Annotated in this window: 10 protein-coding genes; 7 read left to right on the forward strand and 3 right to left on the reverse strand. The window is 72.9% G+C overall.

From position 1 onward, the window contains the following. Window positions 1-116 precede the first annotated feature (116 nt). A complete protein-coding gene (locus ACZ4V6_RS26135; RefSeq protein ID WP_467831861.1) occupies window positions 117-602 on the reverse strand; it encodes a GNAT family N-acetyltransferase in 486 nt (161 codons plus the stop codon). A gap of 68 nt (window positions 603-670) precedes the next feature. On the opposite strand from ACZ4V6_RS26135, the gene ACZ4V6_RS26140 reads away from it, so the two are divergent. Then, entirely contained in the window at window positions 671-1474 is an 804-nt protein-coding gene (locus ACZ4V6_RS26140; RefSeq protein WP_467831863.1) for an exodeoxyribonuclease III, read from the forward strand. On the opposite strand, the gene ACZ4V6_RS26145 is transcribed toward ACZ4V6_RS26140, so the two are convergent. Continuing rightward, window positions 1462-2100, reverse strand: coding sequence for a MerR family transcriptional regulator (locus ACZ4V6_RS26145; protein ID WP_467832020.1), 639 nt, complete (start codon window positions 2098-2100; stop codon window positions 1462-1464). The two genes, ACZ4V6_RS26140 and ACZ4V6_RS26145, sit on opposite strands and share 13 nt — an antisense overlap. A gap of 187 nt (window positions 2101-2287) precedes the next feature. Here ACZ4V6_RS26145 and ACZ4V6_RS26150 point away from each other — a divergent pair, with 187 nt between their 5' ends. The 4 genes from ACZ4V6_RS26150 (at window position 2288) to ACZ4V6_RS26165 (ending at window position 5962) form a co-directional block, all read left to right on the forward strand. Beyond that, window positions 2288-3817 (forward strand): flavin-containing monooxygenase, encoded by a 1530-nt coding sequence (locus ACZ4V6_RS26150; RefSeq protein WP_467831866.1) that lies wholly within the window; start codon window positions 2288-2290, stop codon window positions 3815-3817. Then, a complete protein-coding gene (locus ACZ4V6_RS26155) occupies window positions 3814-4761 on the forward strand; it encodes an alpha/beta fold hydrolase (protein ID WP_467831868.1) in 948 nt (315 codons plus the stop codon). The genes ACZ4V6_RS26150 and ACZ4V6_RS26155 overlap by 4 nt, the downstream gene beginning before the upstream one ends. Next, window positions 4758-5651, forward strand: a complete 894-nt coding sequence (locus ACZ4V6_RS26160) for an SDR family oxidoreductase (protein ID WP_467831871.1) — start codon at window positions 4758-4760, stop codon at window positions 5649-5651. Before ACZ4V6_RS26155 ends, ACZ4V6_RS26160 begins: the two co-directional genes overlap by 4 nt. Window positions 5652-5737: 86 nt before the next feature. Beyond that, entirely contained in the window at window positions 5738-5962 is a 225-nt protein-coding gene (locus ACZ4V6_RS26165) for a hypothetical protein (protein ID WP_467831874.1), read from the forward strand. Window positions 5963-6034: 72 nt separating this feature from the next. Here the strand turns inward: ACZ4V6_RS26165 and ACZ4V6_RS26170 are convergent, their stop codons facing one another. Then, window positions 6035-9373 (reverse strand): S41 family peptidase, encoded by a 3339-nt coding sequence (locus ACZ4V6_RS26170; protein WP_467831877.1) that lies wholly within the window; start codon window positions 9371-9373, stop codon window positions 6035-6037. Between the two features lie 150 nt (window positions 9374-9523). Here ACZ4V6_RS26170 and ACZ4V6_RS26175 point away from each other — a divergent pair, with 150 nt between their 5' ends. Together ACZ4V6_RS26175 and ACZ4V6_RS26180 are read left to right on the forward strand one after the other, a co-directional pair. Then, entirely contained in the window at window positions 9524-10123 is a 600-nt protein-coding gene (locus ACZ4V6_RS26175; RefSeq protein ID WP_467831879.1) for a TetR/AcrR family transcriptional regulator, read from the forward strand. A 122-nt stretch (window positions 10124-10245) separates the two neighbouring features. After that, on the forward strand, window positions 10246-12480 hold the full coding sequence (locus tag ACZ4V6_RS26180) for an MMPL family transporter (protein ID WP_467831881.1): 2235 nt from the start codon (window positions 10246-10248) through the stop codon (window positions 12478-12480). Window positions 12481-12578: the final 98 nt, after the last annotated feature.

A 12578-nucleotide genomic window follows, 5' to 3' on the forward strand; every position in this document is an offset into this window, starting at 1 on the left:
CACTCGTCCGGTGTTCACGGGGTCCACGAAACCGCGAACAGGCCCTCCGGGTCGGTGCGGCAGGGGCGAGACTCGGGGTAGGGCCAGGCCCACCCCTTCGCGTACGTCCTACGGGTCTACGGGGTCCGAAGGGCCTTCGCGTAGCAGAGGCTGTCCTCGTGGAAGCGGTAGTAGCCGAACTTCTCGCAGGGCTCGTAGCCGCTGGAGAGGTACAGGGCGACGGCCTCCGGCTGCTTGGTCCCGGTCTCCAGGACCATCCGGAGCCGGCCGGCCGCGCGGGCGTCCTCCTCCAGGGCGGCCAGTATGCGTCGGGCCAGCCCCCGGCCGCGCATCTGCTCGATCACGAACATCCGCTTCAGCTCGGCGTCCCCGTCGCGGTTGCCCTCGTCGTTGGCGTCCTGGCGGCGCCAGCCGCCGGAGGCGACCGGGACGTCGTTCTCGTCGTACGCGAGCAGGTAGAGGCCGTTCGGCGGCGTGAAGTCCGCGGCGTCGAGGTGCGTGGCGTCGCCGCCGTCGCCGTAGCGGACGTCGTACTCGGCCTGGACCTCGTCGTTCAGCTTCACGGCGTCGGGGTGGTCGAAGGGGACCCGGCGTATGTTCATGCTTCCTACCGTATATCGATGCATTGCCCGGAGCGGGACGTCGTCCAGTGTGCCGGTATCGTGCGCTGATGCTCACCGTGACCTCCGTGAACGTGAACGGTCTGCGCGCCGCCGCGAAGAAGGGCTTCGTGGAATGGCTCGCGGGCACCTCCGCCGACGTGCTGTGCCTCCAGGAGGTGCGGGCCGAGCCCCACCAGCTCCCCGAACACGTCCGCACCCCCGACGGCTGGCACGTCACGCACGCCCCCGCCGCCGCCAAGGGCCGCGCCGGCGTCTCCCTCTACACCCGCCGCGAGCCCGACCGCGTACGGATCGGCTTCGGCTCGCCGGAGTTCGACACCAGCGGCCGGTACGTCGAGGCCGACCTGCCGGGTGTGACGGTCGCCTCCCTCTACCTGCCCTCCGGCGAGGTCGGCACGGAGCGCCAGGAGGAGAAGGTCCGCTTCATGGGCGAGTTCCTCGCCCACCTCAAGGACCTGCGCGAGCGCGCCGCCGCCGAGGGCCGCGAGGTCGTGGTCTGCGGCGACTGGAACATCGCCCACCGTGAGGCCGACCTGAGGAACTGGCGCGCCAACAAGAAGAACTCCGGGTTCCTCCCGGAGGAGCGCGAGTGGCTGAGCCGCGTCCTCGATCCGGCGGAGGGCGGCTACGTGGACGTCGTGCGCGCCCTGCACCCCGACGTCGAGGGACCGTACTCGTGGTGGTCGTACCGGGGACGGGCCTTCGACAACGACTCGGGCTGGAGGATCGACCTCCAGGTGGCCACCCCGGGGCTGGCGGCCCGGGCCGTCAAGGGGTACGTCGAGCGGGCCGCCACGCACGCCGAGCGCTGGTCGGACCACGCGCCGGTGACCGTCGTCTACGGGCGCTGACCCTCGTCGGAATCCTTCCGCAGCCGTCGGTCCAGGGCCAGGGAGAGTTCCGCCTCCACCACGCTGCGGGCCAGGGGGCGCAGGCGGTGGAGGTCCTGTTCGGGGGCGTGGCGCAGGATCAGGTCGGCGAAGATCTCGGCGAGGGCGTCGGCGTGGTCGCGGACGCGTTTGCCGGCGTCGAGGACCTCGGCGAGGGGTATGCCCTCGCGGACCAGGGCGGAGGAGACGTCCAGCAGGCGGTGGCTGATGTGGACGAGTTCGTCGCCGTCGGTGCCGAGGTAGCCGAGCTCCATGGCGGCGGCCAGGTTCTCCGGGGTGACCTCGCCCTCGAAGCGGGCGGCGAGTTCCTCGGGGGTGAGGCGGACCGGGGTCTCCTCGGTGGGCTCGCCGATGCCGAGCAGGTCGCCGACGTCGCGGCCGTGGTCGAAGGCGTCGGCGAGCTCCGCGATGCCGTTGAGGGTGTGGCCGCGTTCCAGGAGGGCCGCGATGGTGCGCAGGCGGGCCAGGTGGTGGTCGTCGTACCAGGCGATGCGGCCCTCGCGGCGGGGCGGCGGGATCAGTTTGCGTTCGCGGTAGAAGCGCAGGGTGCGCACCGTGATGCCGGCCAGGCGGGCCAGTTCCTCCATGCGGTACTCGCGCGGGCCTTCGGGTCGTCCAGCGTCTCCAGCGTCTCCTGCCACGGCGGAAGCCTATGCCGTACCGGCGGTAACTTTCCTTGTCGCGCCCCCTACCCATCGGTACGGAGCTGTTCTACGCTCCCCATTGCGCCAGTGTTCACTGGCGGAGTTCTAGGCGATGCGTGGAGGCTTCGGGATGGCCGAGCACGAGCAGGTTCGAGAACACGTGCGGGTGGCGGTGGTCGGGTCCGGGTTCGGCGGGCTGGGCGCCGCGGTGCGGCTGCGCCGCGAGGGGATCACCGACTTCGTCGTCCTCGAGAGGTCCGACAGCGTCGGCGGCACCTGGCGGGACAACAGCTACCCGGGGTGCGCCTGTGACGTGCCGTCCCATCTGTACTCGTTCTCCTTCGCGCCCAACCCGGAGTGGCCGCGCACCTTCTCGGGACAGCGGCACATCCGGGCGTACCTGGAGCACGTGGCCGACACCTTCGGGCTGCGCCCCCACCTCCGCTTCGGCTCGGAGGTGAAGCGGATGGCGTGGGACGGCGACAGCCTGCGGTGGGAGATCGAGACCGCGAGCGGCACCCTCACCGCCGACGTCGTCGTCTCCGCGACCGGCCCGCTGTCCGACCCCAAGGTCCCGGACGTCCCCGGCCTCGACACCTTCCCCGGCAAGGTCTTCCACTCGGCCCGCTGGGACCACGACTACGACCTCACCGGCAAGCGGGTCGCCATGATCGGCACCGGCGCCTCCGCCATCCAGATCGTGCCGTCCGTCCAGCCGAAGGTCGGCCGCCTCACCCTCTTCCAGCGCACCCCGGCCTGGGTGATGCCCCGCATGGACCGGCCGATCAGCGGCGCCGAACGTGCCCTGCACCGGGCGCTGCCGGTCACCACCAAGCTGCGCCGCGGCCTGCTGTGGGGCATCCGGGAGCTCCAGGTGCAGGCCTTCACCAAGCACCCGAACGAGCTGGGCTTCATCGAGAAGATCGCCAAGCGCAACATGGCCGCCGCGATCAAGGACCCGGCCCTGCGCGCCAAGCTCACCCCCGACTACCGCATCGGCTGCAAGCGGATCCTGCTGTCGAACACCTACTACCCGGCGCTCGCCCGGCCCAACGTGGACGTGATCGCGAGCGGTCTCGCCGAGGTCCGCGGCAGCACCCTGGTCGGCGTCGACGGCAGCGAGGCCGAGGCCGACGCGATCATCTTCGGCACCGGCTTCCACGTCACCGACATGCCCATCGCCGAGCGGGTCGTGGGCGCGGACGGGCGGACCCTCGCCGAGGCGTGGAAGGGCGGCATGGAGGCCCTGCGCGGCGCCTCGGCGGCCGGCTTCCCCAACTTCATGACGATCATCGGGCCCAACACCGGTCTCGGGAACTCGTCCATGATCCTCATGATCGAGTCCCAGCTGAACTACATGGTCGACTACCTGCGCCAGTTGAACGTCCTCGGCGGCAAGGTCGCCCTGGACGCCCGCTCCACCGCCGTGCGGGGGTGGAACCACCGGGTACAGGAGCGCATGAAGCGCACCGTGTGGAACACCGGCGGCTGCACCAGCTGGTACCTGGACCCGAGCGGCCGCAACACCACCGTCTGGCCCGGCACGACCACCGAGTTCCGGCGTGCGACGCGGCGTGTGGACCTCGCCGAGTACGAGGTGCTGCGCGCCCCGGCCGCCCGGAGGGCGCCCGCGCCAAAGAGCGCGGAGGTGGGCGCGTGAGCCGCCTCGCACACGTCGCCGCCGGGCCCTACGCCCCGCCCGTGCCCGCCCGGGTGCTGACCGTCGCCTCCGCCGACGGGGCCCGGCTGCACGTCGAGGTGCACGGTCCCGACGACGCGCCCGCGGTTGTCCTGTCCCACGGCTGGACCTGCTCGACCGCCTTCTGGGCGGCGCAGATCCGCGCCCTGTCCGCCGACCACCGGGTCATCGCCTACGACCAGCGCGGCCACGGCCGCAGTCCGGCGAACCGGGTGTGCGGCACCGACGCCCTCGCCGACGACCTCGAGGCCGTGCTGGAGGCGACGCTCGCACCGGGGGAGAGGGCCGTGATCGCCGGGCACTCCATGGGCGGGATGACGGTCCTGGCCGCCGCCGCGCGGCCGGCGGTGCGCGAGCACGCCGCGGCCGTCCTGCTGTGCAGCACGGGCAGTTCGCGGCTGGTGGCGTCCGCGACGCTGCTGCCGCTGCGGGAGGGCCGGGTGCGCACCTGGCTGACCCGGCGGATCCTCGGTTCCCGGGCGCCGCTCGGACCGGTCACGCCCCTGGCGCTCAGGATCCTCAAGTACGGGACGATGGGACCGGGTTCGGCCCCGCACATGGTCGAGGCCTGCGCCCGCATCGTGCACGCCTGCCCGCGCGGAGCGCGTCACGCCTGGTCGCAGGTGCTCGACCGGCTCGACCTCGACCGCGGCGTAGGGGAGTTGACGATGCCGGTCGAGGTGATCGTCGGCACCGCCGACCGGCTGACCCCGCCCGTGCACGCCCGCGCGCTGGCCGCCGCGCTGCCCCGCTCCGTGGGCCTGACGGAGCTTTCGGGGGTCGGCCACATGACGCCCGTCGAGGCGCCGGACCTGGTCACCGGGAAGATACGCGCGCTGGCCGCCGCCCACATATCCGCCGCGTCCGCGCAGCCGGACGCCGTACACGCCGAGGAGAGCGCATGAGCAGGGTGAGCCTGGAAGGACGCGTCGCTGTCGTCACGGGAGCCGCGCGGGGCGTCGGGGAGCTGCTGGCCCGCAAGCTGTCCGCCCGCGGGGTGAAGGTCGCCCTGGTCGGTCTGGAGCCGGACGCGCTCAAGCAGGTCTCGGCCCGACTGCACAGCGAGAGCGACCACTGGTACGCCGACGTCACCGACCACGAGGCGATGGCGAAGGTGGCGGCCCAGGTGAAGGAACGGTTCGGCCGGATCGACGTCGTCGTCGCCAACGCGGGTGTCGCCACCGGCGGTCCGTTCGCCGACTCCGACCCGGAGTCCTGGCGGCGGGTCATCGAGGTCAACCTGATCGGCTCGGCGGTGACGGCCCGCGCCTTCCTGCCGGCGCTGACGGAGAGCCGCGGCTACCTGCTCCAGATCGCGTCCCTGGCCGCCATCACGCCCGCGCCGATGATGACCGCCTACTGCGCTTCCAAGTCCGGTGTGGAGGCGTACGCGCACAGCCTGCGCGCCGAGGTCGGCCACCGGGGCGTGAAGGTCGGCGTCGGCTACCTGTCCTGGACCGACACCGACATGGTGCGCGGCGCCGACCAGGACGACGTCATGCGGGAGTTGCGGCAGCGGCTGCCGTGGCCGTCGAACAAGACGTATCCGCTGGGCCCGGCGGTGGACCGGCTCGTGGAGGGCATCGAACGCCGGTCGAGCCACGTCTACGGGCAGTGGTGGCTGCGCGGCATGCAGGGCGTGCGCGGGTACCTGCCGGCCGTCATCGGCACCGTCGGCCAGCGCGAGATGCGGCGCTTCGCGGACCGGCTGGACGGCATGCGCACGGGACTGGTCGGGGCGGGCGGAGCGGCCGACGAACAGCACCGGACGACCGTGGCTACGGAACGTCACTGATCGACATGCGCAGGGTCATCGCCCGTGTGAATCTGATCGGGCCCGGCCGATCCGGCCGGCCCGAAAGACCACAGGAGTGAGCCCACATGGGTATCAAGGACCAGTTCCAGGACAAGGCCGAGCGCATGCAGCAGCAGGGCAAGCAGCGCGCCGAGCAGGGCAAGCAGCGCGCCGAGCAGGGCAAGCAGCGCGCCGAGCAGGGCAGGGACCAGATGCACAACCGCGACCGCCGTCGTGACGAGGACGAGATGGACCCGTCCTCGCGCCGCCGGGACGCGGACGAGCGCTTCGAGGAGAGCTACGACGCCTGACGCGCCGAGCCGAGTCGAGGAGGCGCCCTCCGCCGCACGGAGGGCGCCTTTCCCGTGCGCCGGGACGGGGCGTCACCCCCGGGGCGGCAGCGGCGGCCGGGAGCGGTCCGGCACGTCGTCGTAACCGGGCGGCGTCGCGGGCGGGTTGGCCTCCAGCAGCTCCAGCGCGAGCCGCACCGCCTCGTCCAGCACCGGGTAGCGGCCCTCGGCCCAGTCCAGCGGGGTGCGCAGCGCCTCCACGTCGGGGGCGACGCCGTGGTTCTCCACGGACCAGCCGTAGGCGTCGAACCAGGCCGCGTTCATCGGCACCGTGATCACCGTGCCGTCGCCCAGGCGGTGCCGGCCGGTCATGCCGACCACTCCGCCCCAGGTGCGCTGGCCGACCACCGGGCCGAGCCGCAGCAGCCTGAAGGCGGCCGTGATCATGTCGCCGTCGGAGGACGTCGCCTCGTCGGCGACCGCGACCACCGGTCCGCGCGGGGCGTTGGAGGTGTAGGACACCGGCTGGGCGTCGCGCGTCAGGTCCCAGCCCAGGATCGTGCGCGTCAGCTTCTCGATGACCAGTTCGCTGATGTGCCCGCCCGCGTTGCCGCGCACGTCCACGATCAGCGCGGGCCGCGACACCTCCATGCGCAGGTCGCGGTTGAACTGCGCCCAGCCGGAGCCGCCCATGTCCGGGATGTGCAGGTAGCCGCAGCGCCCGCCGCTCAACTCCCGCACCACCTCGCGGCGTTTGGTCACCCAGTCCTGATAGCGCAGCGGGCGCTCGTCGATCAGCGGGACGACGGCGACCCGGCGGGCGGGGCCCGGCCCGCCCCCGGCCGGGGAGAAGGTGAGCTCCATGGTCGTCCCGCCCGCGCCGGCGAGCAGCGGGGAGGGTCCCGCCACCGGGTCGACCGGGCGGCCGTCGACGTGGGTGAGGACGGCGCCCTCGCGGATGCCCGTGCCGGCCAGCGGCGAGCGGGCCTTGGAGTCGGAGGAGTCGCCGGGCAGGATCCGCTTGACGACCCAGCGGCCGTCCCGGCACGCGAAGTTGGCGCCGAGCAGGCCCTGCCAGCGCTGGTAGTGCGCCGGGCCCTCGTTGCGCCGGGCGGCGGCGACGTAGGCGTGCGAGGTGCCCAGCTCGCCGAGGACCTCGCGCAGCAGGTCGGCGAACTCGTCCGGGGAGGCGACCCGTTCCACCAGCGGGCGGTACTGCGCCAGCACCGCGTCCCAGTCGATGCCGCACATGCCGGGGTCCCAGAAGTAGGCGCGGATCAGGCGGCCCGCCTCGTCGTACGCCTGGCGCCACTCGGCGGCCGGGTCGACCTCGTGCAGGATGCGGCGCAGGTCGATCCAGGTGGTGGAGTCCCCGTCGCCCGCCTCGGTCGCCGGTACGGCGCGCAGGTCGCCCTCGTCGAGCACGACCAGCCGGGTGCCGTCTCCGCTGACCCGGAACCAGTCCAGGTGTCCGACCAGTTCGGACTTCTTCGCCTTGGCGAGGTTGAAGTGCTCCAGGGTGGGGCGTTCGCTCGGGTCGTCCGGGTTGGCGAAGGTCTCGCCGAGCGCGCCCGAGATCGGCCAGCGCAGCCAGACCAGGCCGCCGCCCGCCACCGGGTGCAGCGCCGAGTACTTGGAGGCGGCCACCGGGAACGGCGTCACCCGCGCCTCCAGCCCCTCCGCCTCCACGGTCACCGGTCCGCCCTCGCCGGCCTCGTCCTCCAGCGGGTCCAGACCGCCGGCGGCCGGGCGGCCCTCCGGGTTCAGCGCGAAGGGGGAGGGGGTCGCCGACGACAGCGGCACCAGGTAGGGGCGGCAGCCCAGCGGGAAGGACAGGTCCCCGGTGTGCACGTCGTACACCGGGTCGAAGCCGCGCCAGGACAGGAACGCGAGATATCGGCCGTCGCTGGTGAACACCGGGTTCTCGTCCTCGAAGCGGCCGTTGGTCACGTCGACGACGACCGGCCCGTCCGGTCCGTCGATGCGGGCCATCCTGATCTGCCGCAACGAGCGCCCGATCCCGGGGTGGGACCACGTCAGCCACGCGCCGTCCGGGGAGAAGGCGAGGTCGCGGACGGGGCCGTTGACCGACCGGACCAACTCGGTGACGGCGCCGCCGGCGGTGCCCTCCGGGAGGTCCGCGCCGCCGGCGCCGGTGTCCTCGCCGGCCGCCTCCGGCGCCTCGGCGGCCTCCGTCTCCCCCGGCACGTCCAGCAGCAGCAGCCGCCCGTCGTGCGAGGCGACGGCGAGGCGCCCGCCCGCCGGGTCCGAGACCAGCTCCAGCACCCGGCCGAGCCCGCCGGAGACCGGCCGCCGGGGGGCTCGGCCGCCCGTCGCCCGCGGCAGGTGGGAGATCTCGACGGCGTCCTCGCCGTCCGCGTCCGTCACGTAGGCGATCCGTCCGCTCGCCCCCAGCATCTCGGGGAGCCGGACCCGTACGCCCGGGGTGTCGGCGAGGGCGCGCGCCGGGCCGTCGCGGTGGGTGAGCCAGTACAGGCTGCCGCGCACGACGACGGCGCTCGCGCGGCCCGTCTCGTCGACGGAGAGGCCGCCCACGTTCTGGGCGGCGGGCACCTGGTACGTGCGCCGTCCCGCGCGCGGCCCGCTCAGCCGGACGTCGAGACGGCGCGGCACCGAGCCGGGCGAGAGGTCGTCGACGATCCACAGGTCGCCCGCGCACTGGTACACCACGCGCGTGCCGTCGCTGGAGGCGTGACGGGCGTAGAAGGCGTCGTGGTCGGTGTGGCGGCGCAGGTCGGAGCCGTCGTGGGCGCACGAGTAGAGGTTGCCGACGCCCTCGTGGTCGGAGAGGAACGCGATCCGGCCGCCGGCGAACATGGGGGAGTCGAGGTGCCCGTCCAGGTCCGCGAGCAGGCGCTGCCCGTGCAGCCACAGCCGGCCGGTGGCGCCGCCCCGGTAGCGCTTCCAGGCGGCGGGTTCGTGCGGCGGGGTGCCGGTGAGCAGGAGCGACCTGCGCTCGCCGTCCAGGTCGGCCACCTGGATGTCGGCGACCGGGCCCCAGGGCAGCTTGCGGCCGGGGTCGCCGTCGAGGGAGATCTTGTGGGCCCAGGTCAGGTGGGAGAAGGGCTCGCCGTGGGAGGCGACGGCGAGGACGGCGCTGCCGCCGTCGGGGTCGGGCGGCGTCCAGCCGCAGACGCGGGTGTCGAAGCCGCCCCAGTGGGTGAGCCGGCGCCCGGGTCCGCCGTCGACCGGCACGAGGTGGACCTCCGGCACCAGGGTGCGCCAGCTGGTGTAGGCGATGTGGCGGCCGTCCGGGGAGAAGCGCGGGTGACCCGCCTTGGTGCGGTCGACGGTGAGCCGCCAGGCGCGGCCCGGGCCGTCGAGGCCGGCGAGCCAGAGGTCGTCCTCGGCCACGAAGCACAGCCGGTCGCCACTGAGGTGGGGAAGGCGCAGATAACTCACCCATCCCATGCTTTGCCGCGGGCGGGGCACCGGCAACTTATGGGGAGCTGACAACCGTGACCCACAACACGAACGAAACCGTTTCGTTTCGATAGGGGACCGGGGTACATTCCTCATGTACGAGACCGTGTCGTTCTGAACGGAGAGGGGGAGGGCGAGATGACCGGGGCCGCCACCGCGCGCCGCAGTCGGATCACTCCCGAACGCGAGGCCGAGCTGTACGGCGCCGTGCTCGACCTGCTCCGGGAAGTCGGCTACGACGCCCTGACCATGGACGCCGTCGCCGCCCGCACCCGGTCCAGCAAGGCGACGCTCTACCGCCAGTGGGGCGGCAAGCCCGAGCTGGTGGTCAAGGCCATGCGGCACGGCAAGCCCGGCAGGATCGGCGAGATCGACACCGGCACCCTCCGCGGTGACCTGCACGCCCTGATGGCCCGCGAGGACGACTGCACCATGGAGCAGAACTCCGCGCTGATGCGGGGTGTGGCCATGGCGCTCCACCAGAATCCGGACCTGCGCCAGGCGTTCCGGGAACAGCTCATCGAACCGGAGATGGCGGAGTTCCGGCGGCTGCTGCAACGCGCGGTCGACCGGGGCGAGGTCAGACCGGACTGTCCGGCGCTGGACTTCCTCGTGCACATGCTGGTCGGCGGCTTCGCCACCCGCACGCTGCTCGACGACCAGCCGCCGACCCGGGCCTTCCTCGTCTCCTACATCGACGCCGTGATCCTCCCCGCTCTCGGCGTCCCCGCTTCCTGACACGTCCCCGGCCAGGCCCCCCGCCTGCGCCTCGTTCGAGCCCCACCTGACGTCACCGCTCACGTCGTCGGGCTGATCGTCCCTGCCCTGAAGACCCACGACCTGACCGGGAGTACGCCCTCGTGGCCACATTCCTCTACAGAATCGGCCGGCTCGCCTTCCGGCGACGGCACTTCGTCGCCCTGATATGGGTGGCGCTGCTGACGCTCGCCGGTGTCGGCGCGGCCAGCGCCCCGCCCGCCGGCAACTCGTCCTTCTCCATCCCGGGCACCGAGGCCCAGAAGGCCTTCGACCTGCTCGAACAGCGCTTCCCGGGCCAGAGCGCCGACGGGGCGACCGCACGGGTCGTCTTCAAGGCGCCGGCCGGCGAGAAGATGACGGACGCCGGCCACAGGGCGACCGTCGAGAAGACCGTCCACGAACTGGCGGACGGCTCCGAGGTCGCCTCCGTCGCCGACCCCTACCAGGGCAACGCCGTCAGCAAGGACGGCGCGATCGCCTACGCCTCGGTGCGCTACGACGTCTCCGGCATGGAGCTGGAGGAGTCCACCAAGGACGCCCTGGAGGACGCCGCGCAGCAGGCGCGCGACGCCGGACTGACCGTCGAGATCGGCGGTGACGCGCTCCAGGCCGTCCCGGAGACCGGCGCCACGGAGGTCATCGGCATCGCGGTCGCGGCCGTCGTCCTCGTCATCACCTTCGGCTCGCTGGTCGCGGCGGGGCTGCCGCTGCTCACCGCGCTGATCGGCGTCGGCATCGGCGTCTCGACGATCACCGCGCTGGCGAGCGCGCTGGAGCTGGGCTCCACGACCTCGATCCTGGCGATGATGATCGGCCTCGCGGTCGGCATCGACTACGCCCTGTTCATCGTCTCCCGCTACCGCGCGGAACTCGCCGAGGGCCGCGAGCGCGAGGAGGCGGCCGGCCGAGCCGTCGGCACCGCGGGCTCCGCCGTGGTCTTCGCCGGCCTCACCGTGGTCATCGCCCTGGTGGGCCTGGCGGTCGTCAACATCCCGATGCTGACCAAGATGGGCGTCGCGGCGGCCGGCACGGTCGCCATCGCGGTCCTGATCGCCCTCACGATGGTCCCCGCGCTGCTCGGCTACGCGGGCCGCAGGGTCAAGCCGGCCGGTGAGAAGAGCAAGCTGCTGGGCGGCGCCCGCGCCGCGCGGAAGAACGAGGCCGGCGAGCCGGCCAGGGCCAACATGGGCACCCGCTGGGCGAGCTTCGTCGTCCGCCGCCCCGTCGCCGTGCTCCTGCTCGGCGTCCTCGGCCTCGGTGCCGCCGCGATCCCCGCGGCCTCCCTCGAACTGGGCCTGCCCGACGACGGCTCCCAGCCGACGTCCACGACGCAGCGCCGGGCCTACGACCTGCTGTCGGAGGGCTTCGGCGCCGGCTTCAACGGGCCGCTGATGGTCGTGGTGGACGCGAAGGGCAGCGACGCCCCGAAGGACGCGTTCACCGCCGTCTCCGACGGGATCAAGGACCTGGACGGCGTCGTGGCGGTGACCCCGCCCGCGCCCAACAAGGCCGGCGACACCGCGACGATCACCGTGATCCCGGACTCCAAGCCGTCCTCCGTGCAGACCGAGGACCTGGTGCACGCCATCCGCGACGCGGGCGGCGACATCGAGGCGGACACCGGCGCGGAGACCCTGGTCACCGGCTCGACGGCGATGAACATCGACGTCAGCCAGAAGCTCAACGACGCGCTGCTGCCCTACCTGGTCCTGGTCGTCGGCCTGGCCTTCCTCCTCCTGATCGTGGTCTTCCGCTCGATCCTGGTCCCGCTGAAGGCGGCCCTCGGCTTCCTGCTCTCCGTCATGGCGGCGCTCGGCGCGGTCGTCGCGGTCTTCCAGTGGGGCTGGCTGTCCGGCCTGATGGGCGTCGAGGAGACCGGCCCGGTCATGTCGATGATGCCGATCTTCATGGTCGGCGTGGTCTTCGGCCTGGCGATGGACTACGAGGTCTTCCTGGTCACCCGCATGCGGGAGGCGTACGTCCACGGCGAGAAGCCGAACCAGGCGGTCGTCACCGGCTTCAAGCACGGCGCGCGCGTCGTCACGGCGGCCGCGGTGATCATGATGGCGGTCTTCGCGGGCTTCATCGGCTCCAGCGAGTCCATGGTCAAGATGATCGGCTTCGGCCTGGCGATCGCCGTCTTCTTCGACGCGTTCGTCGTCCGCATGGCCATCGTCCCGGCCGTCCTCGCCCTGCTCGGCAAGAAGGCCTGGTGGCTGCCGAGGTGGCTGGACCGCGCCCTGCCCAACGTGGACGTCGAGGGCGAGGGCCTGCGCACGGCCGACGACGGCAGGCACACCGACCCCGACGAGGACCGGGTGCCGGCGCGCACCTGATCCACCCCGCCTGACAGCGGACCGGCCGGTGAGGGCCCCGGGGGACGGGGCGGCCCTCACCGGCCTCGCTGTGCGCGGGCCCCCGAACCCGGTCGCGT

This window comes from Streptomyces sp. NPDC029152, from assembly GCF_055564355.1.